The sequence below is a fragment of the Bacillus sp. 2B09 genome, from assembly GCF_003946835.1.
GTDB classification, from domain to species: domain Bacteria; phylum Bacillota; class Bacilli; order Bacillales; family Bacillaceae; genus Bacillus; species Bacillus altitudinis.
Window position 1 is genome coordinate 389669 of sequence record NZ_RPSG01000001.1, and the last position, 17921, is coordinate 407589.

The window sequence follows — 17921 nt, forward strand, 5'->3', positions numbered from 1 at the left end:
TCAAATTCGTTCACGTGCATGTCTTGTGAAAAAAACACACAGTCTATATTTTATCGTAAAAAAAAGGATACATCCAGCGTATTCCTTAAGTTTCTCTTGGAAAAAACACACTTTATGCTCTTTTTTTAAAGCGACCCTTCACTTTCAACAAAAAGAGGCAGCCGAATGAGTGCGGCTACCCTCTGTTCATTCTTTATTATTCATCATTTAAGTATAATCGGATCGTGGAACCTTCTTTGACCTTTGTGCCGGCAGCAGGCGATTGCTTCACCACTTTACTGCCAGTTCCTGAAGCATCAATCTTTAAATTAATCAGGAGTGATTCAAGGTCAGAAACAGATCCTCCTACAAGATTCGGTACCTCAATGGTTTTTGTGTCCAGCCATTGGTACTTCTTTTCAATTTGTCCTTTTCTTTTTTTCACGCCCATTTCAGGCAGACTGTCTCGCATAATATGGCCCACAATAGGTGCGGCTACTGTCCCACCAAATTGAATCGTGCCTTTTGGGTTATCTACTGCTACATATACAACAATGCTTGGATCATCCGCAGGTGCAAACCCGATAAATGACACAATGTGGTTATTTTCCATGTACTTTCCGTCTTTTACTTTCTGTGCTGTTCCTGTTTTTCCGCCCACCCGATATCCTTCAACGAATGCATTCCGGCCAGTTCCTTGAGCGACTACACTTTCAAGGGCATACCTGATTTCTTTAGACGTCTCCGCTGAAATGACTTTCTTCTTGGCAATTGGTGATTGCTTTTTAACTACCTCTTTTGTAATTGGATCGATCCATTCTTTTGCAATATACGGCGTGTAAAGCGTTCCTCCATTTACTGCGGCTGCCACTGCAGCCACTTGTTGAATCGGCGTAACAGATACACCTTGACCAAAGGCTGTTGTTGCCTGTTCTACAGGACCAACACGATCAAGCGGGAACAAAATTCCTCTACCTTCTCCTTGAAGGTCGATTCCTGTCTTTTGACCAAAGCCGAAATTTTTAATATAAGAAAATAGTTTATCTTTTCCAAGACGGTCGCCTAGCTCGACGAAACCTGGGTTACAAGAGTTTTGTACCACTTCTAGAAACGACTGTGATCCATGTCCTCCCTTTTTCCAGCATCTGAGCCTTGCGCCATCCACTGTCACAGATCCGCTGTCAAAAAAATGATCACGTTTTAAATTCACTTTATTTTCTTCCAAGGCAGCTGCCAGTGTAATGATTTTAAACGTCGATCCTGGCTCATATGTGCTCCACACCGGTAAGTTTCGGTTAAATACTTTTGAATCAACTGATTGATAGTCAGCCGGATCAAAGTCAGGTCTGCTCGACATTCCCAGCACCTCACCATTTTTCGGATTCATGGCAATGGCAATCATGCCATCTGGGTTATATTTTGCCTGAGCATTGTCTAGTTCTCGTTCGATGATGGTTTGCACTTTTGAATCAACTGTTAATTTCATATCAAGGCCATCTTTAGGCGGTGTATAATCATCTGCTTCATCTGGCATTTTCTGCCCTTTTGCATCAGAATAAAATTTCACAGAGCCTTTTTCACCTTTTAGGTCATCATCATAGTACGCTTCTAGCCCAAGTAAGCCTTGATTATCAATTCCAGCAAAACCTAATACATGAGATAAGAAACTTCCAAACGGGTAATGTCTGATGCTGTCCTCTGCTACATAGACTCCATCTAAATCAAGTTCTCTAACTTCTTTTGCTTTTTCATGAGATACTTTTCTCCCCTCTGGGGAAATTCGTTCTATGGACGTTTTCTTGGTGACATGCTTGTACGCTTTCTCCTCAGACATATTCAGTACTGCAGCTAATTTTTTGCTTGTTTCTGCTGGGTCTTTCACCTGCCGCGGCACGACTAAAATAGAGGGAGCACTTTTGTTCGTCGCAAGCTCCACCCCATTTCGGTCCAAAATATCTCCTCGTTCTGGTTCAAATGGAAGGTTACGGCTCCATGAATCTTTCGCTAAACTTGTCAGCTTCTCGCCCATAATAAACTGCACATATCCTAATCTAGTATCTATGATGAAAAAAATGATCACCCCAAACAGCAGCACGAAAAGCAATCGTTTTCTCACTGTTACACTTGACACTCGCACGCCCGGTTCACTCCTTACATATGGCTTGTTTTCATCATATGCAGGCTCGTCTTTTTATAGAACGATCTCGTCCATCGCTCAAGCAAAAGAAAAAAACCTAGCAAATGATTTGCTAGGTTTTCAAGTTAATTTGGACTTTTGAAGGTCACTGTGACGACTTTATCTGAAATCTCCGCTCCACTTTTCACGCTTTGTTTGACAGCATATCCCTGTCCATTTGTTTCAATATGCACACCTGAAATAGACGCATATTGAAGAACTTCCCTTCTGGACCAGCCTGTCATATCAGGCATTTTAATGGTTTTCCCTGCTGTTTTCAAAAAGACTTTCTGGCTTTCAGAGAATTCAGAGCCCGCACTCGGCCATTGGCGTTTAATGGATAAACCGTCACCAATGACAACAGGTGATAACTTTTTGTTTTTTGCTTCTGTTTCTGCCTGTTTCACTTCTAAATCTAGGAATGAAGGCATTGTTTCTTGTTTTATTTTCTGTTTGCCAGATTTTTTATCGTCTGTTTTTGTTGGTGCGATATTTAAATAGAGCAAACTATTTTTCATCACAGGGTTAAAGATTTCTGAAACAGGGGCAGAGCCTGTTTGTGTTTCAGATAGCTGAGGCTGTTGGACAGCCACATAAACGAGCAGCTTCGGATCATCTTTTGGTGCCATTCCCATAAATGAAAAGACGTAATCGTTTCTCCCTTGAAGGTAGCCGCCAGCACCGCCAATTTGTCCTGTACCCGTTTTCCCAGCGACATCAAAACCTTTGATTTGGTATGGCTGTCCTGTGCCAATTTTTGAGGAAACGACCTCACCTAAAATGTCACGGACTTGCTTCGCTGTATCAGAAGAAATTGGTTTTCCTGCTACTGTTGGTTCGTGCTGTAAAATTGTTTTGTTTGTGTTCGGGTCTGTAATATGATCGATTACATATGGCTTCATCATCGTTCCACCGTTTGCAATGGCTGTCGCCGCTTCAATTTGCTGAATTGGGGTAATCGCGGACGCCTGACCATAAGCAGTCGATGCTTTGTCATATTCGTATCTGAAATTGATTTTACTAGACGCTTCGTTTGGCAAGTCTATGCCTGTTTTGTCATAGAAATGGAATTTTTGCAAGTATTGTTCGTAGCGTGTGAAACCTAATTTTTCTTTTGCCAATTTCGCAAAAGCTACGTTTGAAGAACGTAGAACACCTTCATGAAAATCAATTTTTCCCCAGCCATTTCCGTTGTTATGGTCTCTTACAAGACCGCCGCCTACTTTATAAGTACCAGACTGATACTTGTCACTGCCTTGGTACACTCCTTCTTGGATAGCAGCAGCAAGTGTAAAAATTTTCATCGTTGAACCTGGTTCAAATGCGTAGGAAATGACATCGTTGTTATAATTCGTAATGTCGAGTTCATTTAAATTAAAGCTTGGCCGCTGTCCCATTGCAAGAACTCTTCCAGTTTTCGGATCAACGACTGTCGCAATGATTTTCTTCGGCTTATATTTTTTAGCGACCTGCGTCATACTTTCTTCAAGAAATGCTTGAATTTTTTGGTCGATGGTCAGTGTGACGTTTTTCCCGTCTTTCGGGGCAACGATGTCTTCTTTACTATTCGGAAGTGCCCATCCGCTTCTGTCGCTGTTATACGTTACATAGCCATCTTTTTCTTTTAAATATTTATTCAGAGCCTTTTCTAGACCCATTGCGCCTGACATGTCCTTGGTGGCTTCATCTAATCTAGCATAACCGATTAAGTTCGAAGCAAACATGCCGTTTGGATAATACCTCTTTGTATCTTTTTCAAAGGCGATCCCAGGAAGTTTTAGCTTTTCAATTTTTTCCTTAGTTGAAAAACTAATATCCTTTCCGGCTTTACCAAACTCGACTTGGAACGCATCTTTTGTATTCAGACGCTTTAAAATTTCACTCTCACTCATATCAATGACTTTTGACAGCTCTTTTGCTGTCTTTTCTTTGTCAACGACATGCATCGGATGCTTTGGATCGACCGTCATTTTCTTGCTCATGATCGCAATCAGTTTATACACAGATGTATCTTCCGCAATCACATTTCCGTTTCTGTCTAAAATGGAGCCTCTTTTGGCTTCAAGTGTTTTTTTCGATTGATATTGTTCATTGGCTTTTGCAGCTAACACTTGTCCATCGACGGTTCCCGTAATCTGAATATAAATAAAACGTGCAAGGATGATAAAGAAAAACAGGGCGAAGCAAATACTCGCAATTGCCGCGCCTCTGTTCATCATTTTATTCTTTTTAGGCATCGCCATGTTAATCGACCTTCTTAACATCTTTCGACATGCTTAAGCCTGCTTTTTTAGCGGCTTCAATGATTCTCTCTGGTTCACTTAGTAAATCTTTTTGCTTTTGCAGTTCAGTGATCTTTTTCGATTCTAAAGACACTTGCTGTTCTAGTTTCTGCACTTCGATATTTGCGTGATAAACAGCAAAGGCTTTCGAAATGATGAGGATCGAGCTGCACATGAGAGCCATGACAAACATGACAAGTAAGATTTTTTCACCAAGTGTAATAGAACCTCTTCTTCTAATCACAACCGATTGACCTTGTTGCTCGGTTTGATGTTGCTTTACTTCTCTTTGGTAAGCCAAATTACTCATAAGAAACCTCCTTTTTATCATCATCTATGGTGTCGTTTACTTTTTTTCTGCAATTCGGAGCTTCGCTGAACGGGCACGGTTGTTATATTCCAGCTCTTGTTCTGATGCAACGATTGGTTTTCTCGTGATCAGCTTCAGTTTTGGTTCAAGTCCTTCTGGAATCACTGGCAGTCCGTGCGGAAGTTCTGGAAGAGAAGACATTTCTTTAAATGTACTTTTACAAATCCGATCTTCAAGTGAATGGAATGTAATGACAGAAATTCTCCCCTTCGGATTGAGTAACTCTATTGCTTGTTCTAGTGCTTCTTCAAATACTTTCAATTCATCATTTACGGCAATTCGGATCGCTTGAAATACTCTTTTCGCTGGATGTCCGCCTTTTCGTCTTGCAGGTGCGGGAATTCCTTCTTTAATAATGTCGACAAGCTCTCCTGTTGTTTCAATTGGCGCTTTTTTTCTGGCTTCTTCAATTTTGCGTGCGATTTGCTTGCTGAACTTTTCTTCCCCATATTTGTAGAAAATCCGAACTAGATCTTCAAATGGCCATTCATTCACCACTTGTTTTGCCGACAAAGCAGCGGTTTGATCCATTCGCATGTCAAGAGGTGCATCATGGTGATAACTAAAGCCTCTCTCTGGTGTGTCAAGCTGAGGTGATGAAACCCCAAGGTCAAAAATCACACCGTCTACGCTTGTAATTCCTTGTTCATTCAGACGTTCTTTTAAATATCGGAAGTTGCTTTTTATGAAAAGAATGTTCGCTTTAGAATCCGCGAGCTTCTCTCGTGCATGATCCAGTGCAGCATCGTCTTGGTCAAACCCAATCAATGTACCTTTTTCTGATAATTGAGATAGTAAATATGAGCTATGACCTGCGCCGCCTAGCGTGCAGTCCACATATGTACCGTCTTCTTTGACGTTTAAACCGTCAACTGTTTCTTTTAATAATACTGTCTCATGTTGAAACATGATGATATGGTCCCACCTTTTTCAAATAGAAATGAATGTGTAGAAAGCTTGCTGCACAAGGGATTATTATATATCAAATCCAATCATGTTTTCAGCAATTTCAGCAAAAGAATCTTCTTGCTCTTCTGTATATTGTTCCCAGATCGACTTACTCCACAACTCAATTCGATTTGAAACGCCGATGACCACACATTCTTTTTCGAGTTTTGCATATTGGAGTAGGTTGGATGCGATGTTAATGCGCCCCTGCTTGTCCAGATCACATTCAACTGCGCCGGAGAAGAAGAACCGGGTAAACGCACGTGCATCTTTTTTCGTTAGCGGCAGTGCTTTGAGTTTCTCTTCAATTAGTTTCCACTCACTCATAGGGTAGCCAAATAAACATTGATCAAGCCCTCTCGTCAGCACAAACTGTTCTCCGAGACCGTCTCTAAATTTAGCAGGGATGATCATGCGCCCTTTTGTATCAATCGTATGTTGGTATTCACCCATGAACATGATATCAGAGCCCCACTTTCTCACCTATACTCTCCACTATCCACCACTTCTCTCCACAAAACTTATTTTACACTGTTTCTACATAAAAAAAAACCCTGAACTAGTCAGGGTTCATTAAAACTTTATTTCAAAGTTTGACAATTTGTTGCTTGTTTTGAAATGAAAATGGCAGATTTTTGAACGTTTTGAAGAATTCTGGACCATATTTGTTTAAAAAGTACATGATATTCCAAATTCTTTCTTGTGGTGCTTCGAGTGGTTTTAAACTATTTTCAATCCGTTCAAAATCTCGAAGGATGTATCCTTCCTTCTCTTCCACACGCTTTGCAACCTTTTGATAAACAAATTGAAGCTGGTCTTCTATAAATTTGGCATTTTTATCTAATAGCTGTTCAAAGCTTGGTTCGATCTCTAGCGCTTCTTGTCTCAATGCCTCATGAACATTCGCTAATTCACGTTTGGCATGTTGAACCGATTGAACAAAGCTGTCTGGAAGACTTTGCTGAAAGTGCGCATCCTTCTTTTCTTTCACGCCTTTTGTCAGCACTTCTTCAACCGACAATTCTCTTATCGGCAGCTTCTTATCAATGTGCCTTTCAAGAATGGTGACGTGCAGTCTTGGAAGAACGGGTGCCATTTTGACATCGAAGTACTCGAAGATGCCTTTCAGCTCACCCCAATAGTTCACTTCACCGTGTCCAGCCATAAAAGCAAGCGTTGGAAGAAGGGTTTCCTGCATCAATGGACGGGTCACCACATTATTGCTAAACCGCTCTGGGTGCTCCTCGACTTCCTGCAAAAGCTCATCTTTTGTCCAAGTAAGCCCCACTTCGGATATAGAAAATTGGCCATTCTCTTTTTCAATGAGGAAACGCTCATCATCATATTCGTAAAACAAGTTGGCTTGATGGTCACCAGCTTCAATAATCGGCTGATACCCCGCTTGTTTCATGGCAGCCTGCGTGTTATTTAAGCGAGCCACGATCGCATCACTTGACTCCACAATTTGTTTGAATAACGTACGTTCAAGTGGCTTCACGCCGAAGTCTCCTGAATTCAATAACAGCAGTCCATCTTCTTCAAATAGATCGCAAACAATCCACTCAAAGAAATCAGTAAACGTTTCTGATTTGCGTAAACATCGAAGAAGCTGATCTAACAAGTCATTTGTGTAAGCAGATTCCTCATAGGTTGAAAATACATCACGAAGCCATCTCTCTGTTTTCTCTTGGTGGAGAGGTGTTCTTTTCGCAGCTGTTTTTTTCACATGATGTAATGGAAGCTTTTGTTTGACTGGGCCTTTTTCGCCAGACGTGTACACAAAGTTAATTTCGTCTACGTCGTGATCTTCACCCGCTACCCAAAAGACCGGAATAACAGGAACGCCAAGCGCTGATTCTTTTTCTTTGGCAAACTGAATAATGGAAATGATTTTATGTATGGTATAAAGCGGACCTGCCAGTAAGCCTGCCTGCTGTCCTCCAACCACCATGACGCTCCGTTCATCACGGATCTTCTCAATATTCTCACGCATCGCAGCCGAATCAAATTTTGCATGATATGCGCTCATATAATCCGCTAAAGCCTCGCGCGGGAAGCTCCTTTCCATGAGATCGTCGTATCTCTTTTTCCATGTGTGCTCAGAATGTATATCATAATCAAAAAAAGCAGTCATCTCTTTTTTTTCTTCTATATAATCACGTATGAATAAATTCTGACTTCGGATGGAAAGTTCAGTCAATTGCATGTTTAGAACTTCCTTTCTTCAATAAATAGTTAGTTTCCCGAAAAAAGTATAGCATGTAAATGAGCTCACTCAAAAGATTTTGTTTGCTTTTTTTCCAATACTTCCAAGCTTCTATTCAAGAAAGTGAGGAATGGCGGCGTCATCCCTTGACCTTGAGCTTTTTTTAAAAGGTAGCCAATGATTGCTTTTCTTTCAGTTTGGCGGCCTTTGACGATATCTTGCAGCATCGACGATTGATTGGCAGCCGTTTGATGGCAAATTGATTTCACATGAGCCCATAGACGATCTTTCTCAAGCAACCCTAGAATGGAAACCGCTTCTTCAAATGCACATGTCATCATATGTTCATATGACGGGTTCGATACCAATTCCCCATTATTCACATGTAATAAAGCCGTCAACGGATTAATACACACATTGACGAGCAGTTTTTCCTCCAGTATCTTTTTCCATTCATCTGTATAAATCATTTGAAAATCGTCCGATGACAATCCATTACTCATAGGTCCTTTTTCCTCATGCAGAAATGCTCCCCACTTGATGACACCAATTCCTGTATGATTTACTGCGCGATCAGACACCTTTATTGCGCCATGCTCTACTACACCAATATATAACTGATGTGCCGCTTTCCAGTTCTTTAAATCGAATAAGTGGGCCATTCCGTTCTGCAAAAATAAGATCCGCTGACGAGGCAGTCCCGATAATTCCCCTAGAACATCTTGCAGATGATGATACTTCACTGTCACAATCAGCAAATCAAATATTCCTTTGACCCCCGTATCGGCCCCAACAGCTGATTGAATGGTTTCCCCTCTTACCATTCGGTCAATGCCTAATGCTCGAATTTCTTCTGCCTGCTGTTTTCTTCTTGTAAAGAGGGTGATGTCATGATGCTCTGATAAATAACTGGCACAAAGCAGACCAATCGCACCACCGCCAATGATTCCAATTTTCAATTGCCGCACTTCCCTTTTTCTGTTTACTTCATGTTATCAACTATTTTACCAGTTTCGTGCTACGATGCAAAAAGCAGATAACGCGCTATGATTGAATTTTTTTAATTAAAAAACTATAATAATAAGTGTAAAAACTTTTTTTAGGCGGATGGGATGAAAACGCCTTCAATGACATCACTGTCGACATTATGTGTGTAAGGGGGAAGATCACATGACACAAGTAAAACGTCTTCTGATTAACTACAAAACATTAGAGGAATTTAAACAATTTAAGGAATATGGCATACAAGAACTTTCCATGCTTGAAGACCTAGAAAGTAATATGATTGAAAATGACAGCAACTCTCCATTTTATGGGATTTACTTTGGAGATAAGCTTGTGGCACGTATGAGCCTCTATCAAGTAGATGGCTCGACGACGACGTATTTTGACCATAATCATGATTATCTAGAGCTGTGGAAGCTAGAAGTGCTGCCAGGATATCAGCGTAAAGGTTACGGCGAAGCACTTGTTGATTTCGCAAAATCTTTTGGCCTTCCAATTCGAACGAATCCACGCGTCAAATCTGCCGGTTTTTGGGATAAAATGGGCTTTGAAGCGGTGAAATATGATATGGAACGCGATAAAGGAGAAAACCCACTCATTTGGGAGCCTGCACATATTCAAAAGAACACAGGTGAGTCCGCTTAATCATTTTAATCATTAAGAAAACGCCCCTCTGTCCATCTGTGAGGGGCGTTTTCTTATTTTGCGTAATCTTTTAAGCTGATATTCTGTTTGACTCTTTCAACAATACCAATAAGTGCCCGGTAATCTTCTTCTGTCATTTTTAATTGACGTTTCAGCTGTTCATTTTCTTCGGTGAGTGATTTTAATTGATGCTGTGCATCTTTAAGCTCCTCCCGTAAATAAGCTGGACCAGATGGTTCTTTCTCAAGCTGCTCTAGAAACCGAATTACTTCTCGAAGCGTCAGTTCAGTCTGATCAGAAGATGCCTTCTCTTCTATGGTGAACGCATGCTGCGGTAAACCCGAAGAATGGATACCAATTTTTTTACGCAGTTCTTTTCGCTGTTTTTTGGCAAGCTCAATGCCCGCCTGGTACTGCTTTCTGACGTAAGAATTCCACCTGAATCCACATGCTGCTGCTGTTCTTGACAATGCTTTTCCAACCTCTTCAAATGCTGAAAGCTGGGTACCCCCATCTCGGATATGCCTTAAGACAACTTCTGCTAAAAGTAAATCTTCATCTTGTGTCCATGCGTCCTGCCGTGTAATCGTCAACTCATCATCCCCCCTGAATCTGAATACCACATCATATGCGCTTACTAGAGTAGATAGACTATTTGCAGGAGAGAAACCTAAAAAATAGATCAATAAAAAAACGCAAGGGAAGATTCCCTCACGTTTTTTTATCAAGCATTAGTTGCTTTTTACGTCTTTGCCTTTGTATGTTCCGCAAGATTTGCAGACACGATGAGAAATTTTCATTTCACCGCATTCTGGGCAAGCTACCATACCAGGTACTTGTAGTTTGAAATGCGTACGACGCAATCTTTTTTTCATTTTAGAAGTTCTTCTAAAAGGTACAGCCATTATTCCCACCTCCTTAAAGAGTTAAGATTCATTATTTTCTTCTAAGAGCTTCTTCAAGCCTTCCAGACGAGGATCAATTCGGTTTTGATGTGCATCTTCCGAAATGACCGCCCAGTCATTCCCTTCCTGTGGTGCAGCACCTTTTACGTCAGCTTGGTCGCAAAAGATTTGCATAGGCACTTCAAGAAGAATTTCTTCCTTGACTATAGGCGTTAAGTCGATGATATCGTCTTCTACAACAGATACGTCTTCATCTTCTATATCGTCTGTCTTATGAAGTACAAATAGTTCTTTTGTTGAAATCGCAAATGGATAATTTACATCAACAAGCGTTCTTGAACAAGGCAATGTCATTTCACCTGTGATGGTTAAATCAAATGCGACTTGCTTTGATTCGATCACTCCAGTCCCTTTCACCTCTACTGGTGAAATACGACGTATATCTGAATGAAGGCTAGTAAGTTCATTTAAGTCAACCGTCTCATGAAAATCGAAGCTGTTTTTAGCTTTTTGATGTAACTGATAAACTGTCCATTTCAATTGTATCACCTCTAAGAGCAACAAACATGATTATAGCTTTCATCATGCTATTTGTCAATATTTTTTCTTTACAGTCCTTCATGACGTCAAAGGGCTGTTTGACATCAGTTCTCGGAATGCCTAAACTGAAAAAAATGGTCTTCATTTTTCCCTTATGCTACTGTAGCACAGACCATTTAACCATAGCAAGAAAGGCGGAACATCTATTGAAAGCAGTGGGAGTCGTTGTCGAGTACAATCCATTTCATTATGGGCATGCCTATCATGTGAATCAGGCGAAAAAACAAACCTCCTCAGATGTTGCCATTGCCGTCATGAGCGGTTCTTTCCTCCAGCGCGGGGAGCCTGCCATCGTCTCAAAATGGGCACGTACAAAAATGGCACTGCAAAACGGGGTAGACATTGTGTGTGAGCTTCCATACATATATGCCGTACAAAAGGCAGAAACCTTCGCCAATGGCGCTGTGTCCATCCTTGATGCATTAAAATGCCATTCTCTTTTTTTCGGTAGTGAGGATGGAGAGATCAACGCATTTGAGCGCACAGCACACGCTTGGTATGAAAAAAAGGCAGAGATTGATCTTTTAACAAAAGAAAAGGTGAAAGAAGGTCTTAGTTATCCCGCCGCCGCAGCAGGTGCGTTTCAAGAGGCCATTCATTCTGAACACTTACTGGATTTGTCCAAACCAAATAACATTTTAGGCTTTCATTATGTTAAAGCCATCTTAGAGAGAGCTCCTCACATGCAGCCTTTTACGTCTCAAAGAATTGCATCTGATTATCATGATGAAGAACTGCCTGACAACCAAAAAATCGCAAGCGCCACAAGTATCCGAAAAGCATTAAAAGAACAGAGCTCATTTCAAGCAGTCACGCCCTATCTCCCGGACGCTACTTTAAAGCAATTACACGACTATCATTCTTCATATGGTCTTTTACATACGCAAGAAGCCTATTTTCGCTTTCTGAAACATGTTTTTCATACAATGGATACGAGTGAACTAGAGGGCATCTATGAAATTGAAGAAGGCATTGAACACCGCATGCAAAAAGCCATGACACATGCGTCTTCCTACGAAGAGTATCTATCACTTGTCAAAACAAAACGATATACGTGGACAAGGTTACAGCGGATGAATACGCATCTATTAATGAACGTGAAGAAAAAGACGATGCACGCGCTGCTTGAAGAGAAAAAAGCGCCCTATATTCGTTTACTTGGAATGACAAGGAAAGGACAACAGTACTTGTCTCTTGTAAAAAAAGAGTTGGATGTACCACTTGTGAGTAAACTGTCTTCCTTTTCACATCCCGCCCTTGATCTTGATATTCGCGCTTCAAGGGTGTTCAGCCTTCCCATCTGTGAACCCATGCAAACAGAGTTAACAAAAGCAGAGTTTAAAACATCACCGATTCGATATGATGAAGAGAGCGGACTCTTTTCATCTCGATAGAAAAAAGCAGCCTGATTTGCAGGCTGCTCTTTTTTATGATGCTTTCTCTTTTAATTTGTTTAAATAGTTTAGTGCGTCCTGCATGGTATCCACAGGAACGATTTTCATATCACTTTTAATATCTTTTGCTGTTTTGACTGCATTTTTGTAGTCAGAGTTTGGGTCACCTTTATCATTCGGTGCAAAGAAGATGTCTTTCCCTGCTTTGTCTGCTGCAACAACCTTTTGATCAATTCCGCCAATCGGTCCGACTGTACCATCTGCATCAATCGTTCCAGTTCCTGCGATCGCATAGCCATGTGTTTCATCTTCTTTTGTCAGCTGATTGTAAATTTCAAGTGACATCATTAAACCAGCCGATGGACCGCCGATGTTTTCAATATCCACTTTCACAGAAGGAGACACTTTCACATGACGGTCTGTAAATAGTGATACGCCAATTCCCACTCGCTTTGGCTCTTCTTTAAATGGTTTTAACGTCACGTTCTGCGTGATTTCTTTGCCATTACGTTCAAGTACAAAACGGACAGTCGTGCCTGCTTTTTTACTGCTGATATACGAAACCATTTTATCTGCTGACTCGTATGTATGGCCGTCGACACTTTTGATCTTATCACCAACTTCAATCTTCCCATATGCAGGCATTCCTTTCATCACATAGCTCGCATATACCCCATTAAACGTATAATCTACTTTTTTTCCCGCTTTTGTATAAGCGGCAATCATCGCATTTTCTTGAGAACTTTTCATGAGCTGCAGCTGCCGTTTCATATAATCCTCATCAGACTCTCCGTCCGCTTTAATATTTTCTTCTGGAACGATTTCGTCATACTTGTTCATTTTTGCAAGCAAATACGTATATGGATTGGCTGGACCTACTTTAATGGTCATAAGAGAAAAGCTGCCCTTCTCGCCATATCCTCCGTCTACTTGAATGTGTGGCGCAATTTCTGTGGCATCACCTGGCTTTGTGACGTAATAGGGCAGTTTCACAAAAGTTAAGCCAAATAAGACTAGAACAACAGCAAAAAAGCTGAGCCAGCGAATATTTAATTTTTTCATTCGATTAACACTCCCATTTATCAATGACATCTTTCAGTTTTCCTTTTAGTTGGTCGGCGGCGAGTTCACCTGCTTCAATCATTTCTTGAACCTGTGTAAACGCACTAGAGCTAAAGGTCTCGAGCTTCGGCCGAATCATGAGATCTGCATGAATGGTTTGGTGACGAACCAATTCATTTTGAAGGATGTCCAAACTTTGCATAATGACATCCGATAATCTCGTTGCCTTTTCTGTTTTTTTCACCCTTGATACATCAGAGGCGATAATGAGATCTGCTCCCATTTCTTTGAGAACAGAGACAGGAATGCGGTCCACTACCGCTCCATCCACCAATTGCCTGCCGCCTATTTCATGCGGAACAAACACACCCGGAATGCTAATGCTTGCCCTGACTGCTTGTGAGACAGACCCTTCTTTGAACACAACCTTCTCCCCTGTCTGAAGGTCACAGGCAACAATCGCAAGAGGCACGCGCATTTCTTCTATATTCTTCCCATATGTAAACGTGTGAATCAGCTGCAAAATTCGATTTCCTTTTAACAGACCGATTTTTGGCAGTGTATAGTCAGCATAATACTTTCTTCTGAAGACAAGTGCAAGTTTTTTCATTTTTTCTACGTCTTGTCCTGCCGCATAAAAGCTCCCCACAAGAGCACCAATACTGCTTCCTGCGATCATATCCACCTGAATTCCTTGTTTCTCAAGACTAGATAAAACCCCGATATGCGCCATCCCTCTGGCACCCCCGGAGCCCAGCGCAAGCCCGATAATCGGTCGTTTCATGAATCCACCCTCCTCTTTCTATGCATATATACGAATCTATAGGTCTAAACATGCCCCTTCTCATCGTATAGTAATAGAAGACAGGCTCGGCTAGCATCTCTTTTTCTTTAATCACGAGCTCGCCAATAGATTATAACGGCAAGGGGCGACATCTCCATGAAAAAATGGAACACTCTGTTCATCGCTGCTTTTTTTATCTTTTTAACAGCCACTGTGATTACACATCCACAAGCCTCTTTGCAAGCATCGAAAAATGGACTTGCAATGTGGTGGGAAGTGGTTTTTCCATCGCTGCTACCTTTTTTTATTTTGTCCGAGCTATTAATCAGTTTCGGGATTGTTAGATTTGTCGGCGTATTATTAGAGCCATTTATGCGGCCTATCTTTCGGGTGCCTGGTGTCGGCGGATTTGTATTAGCGATGGGAATGGCCTCTGGTTTTCCTTCTGGCGCTAAATTGACGACAAGACTTCGGCAGGAAGGACAGCTGACAAGAATTGAAGCAGAACGCCTTGTGTCATTTACCAATTCTTCAAACCCTTTGTTCATTTTTGGAGCAGTGGCTGTAGGATTTTTTCATCACCCAGCTTTAGGCATTGTGTTAGCCTGTGCACATTATTTAGGAAATCTCGCGGTTGGGGTGACGATGCGCGGATATAAAGCACGTCATGATGCGCACCTCAGAAGCCGAAAAGGATTTTTATTGCCTCCAATTCGAGAAGCATTCAGCGCTCTTCATACGGCAAGACTCGCAGAAAAAAGACCACTTGGCCAAATATTAAGTGACGCTGTCATGTCATCTGTTCAAACGCTCTTTATGATTGGCGGCTTTATCATTTTATTTTCTGTCTTTAGTCAAATGCTCGCTGTCGTTCATGTAACAGATCTTCTCTCTATCGGGATCGGCTCTATACTGAAAACGATGCACCTTCCGCCAGAATTAGATCTAGCCATGATTGCGGGTCTATTTGAAATCACATTAGGAAGTCAGCTCACAGGATCACAAGAGGTTTCCCTGCTCGCTAAAACAATTGTGGTCAGCTTTATTTTAGGATTTAGCGGATTCTCCGTTCAAGCTCAGGTAGCCGGCATTTTGGCAGCAACCGATATACGCTTTAAACCGTTTTTCTTCGCCCGTTTGCTTCACGGTATTTACGCAGCCGTCTTTGCCTTTCTGTTATTCAAACCCCTTTATGTCTCTAAAGCAGAAATGGCGCTTCCAGCAGGGGCATTTGAAACAAGCGAGCAAGTCGTGATGTTTAGCAGCTTGTTATGGAATCAGCTTGTATCTGCTGGTCCTCTCATCACCTTGTTCAGTCTGATCGTGTATATTGCGCTCTATTATCAGAAATTAAAAAATGGATGAGTGCACAATGCACTCATCCATTAAATTTTTCTTTCAGCGCAGCTTCGACCTCTTGCGGTACAAGCTCTTTGACTGATCCATGATATTTCGCTACTTCTTTAACAATGCTTGAACTTAAGAAGGAGTATTGATTATTTGTCATCATAAAGAACGTTTCAATGTCATCATTCAACACTTTGTTCATTGATGTCCCTTGCATCTCGTATTCAAAGTCCGTCACCGCTCTAAGTCCGCGCAAAATGACTTTCGCCTCTTTTTGTTTCGCATAATCAACGAGCAGTCCATGAAAGGATTCCACTTTGATATTCGGCAGCTCCTTTGTTGCTTGACGAATGAGTTCACACCGCTCTTCAACAGTAAACAACGGCTTTTTTGACGAGTTATTGAGGACGCACACATATACTTCATCAAAAATCTTTGCCCCTCTTTTGATAATATCCAAATGGCCCAATGTGACTGGATCGAAGCTACCCGGACAAACGGCTATATTCCCCATGCTTTAATTTCCCCGCTTTCTATAGATCGTAATGCCAGTCATTCCGTACATTTCCTGCCTTGAGATATGCAGCTGTCCTGCTTCCTCTGGCAGTGTCACATCTTTATCATGCTCACACACAATGACGCCATCATCTGCTAATAAGGAATGCTCATCAATCGTATCAAGAAGTGTTTTCAACTTTTGATCTTTATACGGCGGATCAAGGAAGATGGCTTGAAAAGATTCTTCTCGCTTCACTACAGCGGCGAGTGCACGGTTTGCATCATTTCGAAACACTTCACTTTGATCCATCAGCGACAATTGATTCAAGTTGCCTTTAATCGTCTGAATCGCCTTCATATCTCGATCCACAAATATACAATGATCGAATCCTCTAGAAAGCGCTTCAATTCCTAAACCACCACTTCCAGCAAATAAATCAAGGGCCCATCCCCCATCAAAATACGGTCCAATCATATTAAAAATGGATTCTTTTACTTTATCTGTTGTTGGTCTTGTTGATTGGCCGGGTACGGCTTTCAGCGTGCGGCCTTTTTTTGTTCCAGAAATCACTCTCATTTTTCCACCACTTTTTCTGCTTGCATCTATTGAATATTGTTTGATGACAAAAAATTCAACATTATCTTACCATATCCACTCCACATGGGACAATGCACTGAATTCCATTCATTTTCTATGTATAGATCACAAAAGAGAGGGTCATACTACTGTTAACAGCATCTGATGTGGTGCTGTTGCCAACCGCGGAGAAGACTTACGTTTCCCCATAAGTTCTTCCTCCGGTTTCTCCTCTCCCTTTGCCTTCTCCTTAATGAATCATTAAGAATAGAAGGACCCCGCGGGTGATGCCGCGGGGATTTTTTTGTGTCTTTAAAAGCCCACCTTATAATCATACTCTTTTGCTTTGTCCAATTTCGATTCGTACTCTAATTTAATAAAAGGTTTATAGGAAGGCTCAACACGTTTTACAAATGGCAATGAACTGAGCTTTGCCATGTGGCGCTCAAGATCATTCATATCACAATAAATCACTGCATATTTCATTTTCCTTGAAATATAGTGAACATTCCCAAATTTCCTTAGCGCTTTTGACTGCTTTAACGAATGCAGCCAAACGACCATCCCTTGACGTTTGGTATCCATCTTTTCACCTGCCGCTTTTCAATTCTTTCCGTTCATTATGTAAAAGACGAGACGTTCAAGTCTCGTCAAGATACTTTACAGCCACAGCTGCCTCCTGATCCACAGCCACCGCCGCATGATGATAGACCATCAAAATATGGGTTCCCTGTTGGAACTTTAATATATGCTGATACAGCTTGACCGATTTCAATACTAATCTCATCTAAGATGGATTGAATCGCTGTTTCTGCTTTTTTGAAATCAACCACTGTATCGTGAAGATCTAGCTTTCTTTTGACCTCACGCATTTCTTTTGAGATCGTTCTATAGTCCGGATGGTATTTGCCGAACCGCTGCACATCTTCATATTGCTCTTTTACTTTTGTAAAATGGGCAATAATTTGTTGGGCTTCTTCGTCTTGCTGGAGACGCTTAAAGCAGTTGCGGTAATGTTCAGCCTCCTCCGACTGAAGAATCATGGCAGCCAATTGATTTGCTTCCTCTTGGAGCTCCACGAATTCGATTGTCGCATACATAAATGTTGCACCTCCAATTCATAGTTTACCACGAAACCTATGG

The 17921-nt window shown here is 41.4% G+C and carries 19 protein-coding genes; 3 read left to right on the plus strand and 16 right to left on the minus strand.

Features of this window, described 5'->3' with window-relative positions:
• Positions 1 to 196: 196 nt before the first annotated feature.
• The 7 genes from EBQ12_RS01955 to EBQ12_RS01990 all read right to left on the minus strand — a co-directional run bounded on the left by EBQ12_RS01955 (position 197) and on the right by EBQ12_RS01990 (position 8920).
• Entirely contained in the window at positions 197 to 2116 is a 1920-nt protein-coding gene (locus EBQ12_RS01955) for a stage V sporulation protein D (RefSeq protein ID WP_017359366.1), read from the minus strand.
• Positions 2117 to 2241: 125 nt separating this feature from the next.
• A complete protein-coding gene (locus tag EBQ12_RS01965) occupies positions 2242 to 4392 on the minus strand; it encodes a penicillin-binding protein (RefSeq protein ID WP_045034300.1) in 2151 nt (716 codons plus the stop codon).
• Positions 4393 to 4399: 7 nt separating this feature from the next.
• Entirely contained in the window at positions 4400 to 4747 is a 348-nt protein-coding gene (ftsL, locus tag EBQ12_RS01970) for a cell division protein FtsL (protein ID WP_025207292.1), read from the minus strand.
• A gap of 36 nt (positions 4748 to 4783) precedes the next feature.
• Positions 4784 to 5716: a 16S rRNA (cytosine(1402)-N(4))-methyltransferase RsmH gene (rsmH, locus tag EBQ12_RS01975; RefSeq protein ID WP_125588912.1), complete on the minus strand. Its 933-nt coding sequence runs from the start codon at positions 5714 to 5716 to the stop codon at positions 4784 to 4786.
• Between the two features lie 66 nt (positions 5717 to 5782).
• A complete protein-coding gene (gene mraZ, locus EBQ12_RS01980; protein ID WP_003211163.1) occupies positions 5783 to 6214 on the minus strand; it encodes a division/cell wall cluster transcriptional repressor MraZ in 432 nt (143 codons plus the stop codon).
• 127 nt (positions 6215 to 6341) lie between these two features.
• Complete coding sequence (bshC, locus tag EBQ12_RS01985; RefSeq protein WP_125588914.1) at positions 6342 to 7961, minus strand: bacillithiol biosynthesis cysteine-adding enzyme BshC; 1620 nt, start codon at positions 7959 to 7961, stop codon at positions 6342 to 6344.
• A 65-nt stretch (positions 7962 to 8026) separates the two neighbouring features.
• Positions 8027 to 8920 (minus strand): 2-dehydropantoate 2-reductase, encoded by an 894-nt coding sequence (locus EBQ12_RS01990; RefSeq protein ID WP_125588916.1) that lies wholly within the window; start codon positions 8918 to 8920, stop codon positions 8027 to 8029.
• Between the two features lie 211 nt (positions 8921 to 9131).
• Here EBQ12_RS01990 and EBQ12_RS01995 point away from each other — a divergent pair, with 211 nt between their 5' ends.
• Complete coding sequence (locus EBQ12_RS01995) at positions 9132 to 9611, plus strand: N-acetyltransferase (RefSeq protein ID WP_007499784.1); 480 nt, start codon at positions 9132 to 9134, stop codon at positions 9609 to 9611.
• A gap of 53 nt (positions 9612 to 9664) precedes the next feature.
• On the opposite strand, the gene gerR is transcribed toward EBQ12_RS01995, so the two are convergent.
• The 3 genes from gerR to EBQ12_RS02010 all read right to left on the minus strand — a co-directional run bounded on the left by gerR (position 9665) and on the right by EBQ12_RS02010 (position 11056).
• Positions 9665 to 10204, minus strand: a complete 540-nt coding sequence (gerR, locus tag EBQ12_RS02000; protein WP_017359370.1) for a sporulation-specific transcriptional regulator GerR — start codon at positions 10202 to 10204, stop codon at positions 9665 to 9667.
• 138 nt (positions 10205 to 10342) lie between these two features.
• Positions 10343 to 10516 carry a 50S ribosomal protein L32 gene (gene rpmF / locus EBQ12_RS02005; RefSeq protein ID WP_008354700.1) on the minus strand — a complete coding sequence of 58 codons (174 nt, stop codon included), beginning with the start codon at positions 10514 to 10516 and terminating at the stop codon, positions 10343 to 10345.
• A gap of 21 nt (positions 10517 to 10537) precedes the next feature.
• Positions 10538 to 11056 (minus strand): YceD family protein, encoded by a 519-nt coding sequence (locus EBQ12_RS02010; protein ID WP_008345010.1) that lies wholly within the window; start codon positions 11054 to 11056, stop codon positions 10538 to 10540.
• A gap of 206 nt (positions 11057 to 11262) precedes the next feature.
• On the opposite strand from EBQ12_RS02010, the gene EBQ12_RS02015 reads away from it, so the two are divergent.
• Complete coding sequence (locus EBQ12_RS02015; protein ID WP_346772047.1) at positions 11263 to 12510, plus strand: nucleotidyltransferase; 1248 nt, start codon at positions 11263 to 11265, stop codon at positions 12508 to 12510.
• A gap of 33 nt (positions 12511 to 12543) precedes the next feature.
• Here the strand turns inward: EBQ12_RS02015 and EBQ12_RS02020 are convergent, their stop codons facing one another.
• Together EBQ12_RS02020 and EBQ12_RS02025 are read right to left on the minus strand one after the other, a co-directional pair.
• Positions 12544 to 13572 (minus strand): SepM family pheromone-processing serine protease, encoded by a 1029-nt coding sequence (locus tag EBQ12_RS02020; RefSeq protein WP_017359372.1) that lies wholly within the window; start codon positions 13570 to 13572, stop codon positions 12544 to 12546.
• 4 nt (positions 13573 to 13576) lie between these two features.
• Positions 13577 to 14356: a patatin-like phospholipase family protein gene (locus EBQ12_RS02025; RefSeq protein WP_017367186.1), complete on the minus strand. Its 780-nt coding sequence runs from the start codon at positions 14354 to 14356 to the stop codon at positions 13577 to 13579.
• A 156-nt stretch (positions 14357 to 14512) separates the two neighbouring features.
• Between EBQ12_RS02025 and ylbJ the strand changes: the two genes are divergently transcribed.
• Positions 14513 to 15721 carry a sporulation integral membrane protein YlbJ gene (gene ylbJ / locus EBQ12_RS02030; protein ID WP_125588920.1) on the plus strand — a complete coding sequence of 403 codons (1209 nt, stop codon included), beginning with the start codon at positions 14513 to 14515 and terminating at the stop codon, positions 15719 to 15721.
• A 13-nt stretch (positions 15722 to 15734) separates the two neighbouring features.
• Here the strand turns inward: ylbJ and coaD are convergent, their stop codons facing one another.
• The 4 genes from coaD to ricF all read right to left on the minus strand — a co-directional run bounded on the left by coaD (position 15735) and on the right by ricF (position 17878).
• Positions 15735 to 16217: a pantetheine-phosphate adenylyltransferase gene (gene coaD, locus EBQ12_RS02035; protein WP_007499803.1), complete on the minus strand. Its 483-nt coding sequence runs from the start codon at positions 16215 to 16217 to the stop codon at positions 15735 to 15737.
• 3 nt (positions 16218 to 16220) lie between these two features.
• Positions 16221 to 16778 carry a 16S rRNA (guanine(966)-N(2))-methyltransferase RsmD gene (gene rsmD, locus EBQ12_RS02040; RefSeq protein ID WP_058337380.1) on the minus strand — a complete coding sequence of 186 codons (558 nt, stop codon included), beginning with the start codon at positions 16776 to 16778 and terminating at the stop codon, positions 16221 to 16223.
• Positions 16779 to 17090: 312 nt separating this feature from the next.
• A complete protein-coding gene (locus EBQ12_RS02045) occupies positions 17091 to 17363 on the minus strand; it encodes a YlbG family protein (protein ID WP_008345023.1) in 273 nt (90 codons plus the stop codon).
• 65 nt (positions 17364 to 17428) lie between these two features.
• Positions 17429 to 17878 carry a regulatory iron-sulfur-containing complex subunit RicF gene (gene ricF, locus EBQ12_RS02050; protein ID WP_017359375.1) on the minus strand — a complete coding sequence of 150 codons (450 nt, stop codon included), beginning with the start codon at positions 17876 to 17878 and terminating at the stop codon, positions 17429 to 17431.
• Between the last annotated feature and the right edge of the window lie 43 nt (positions 17879 to 17921).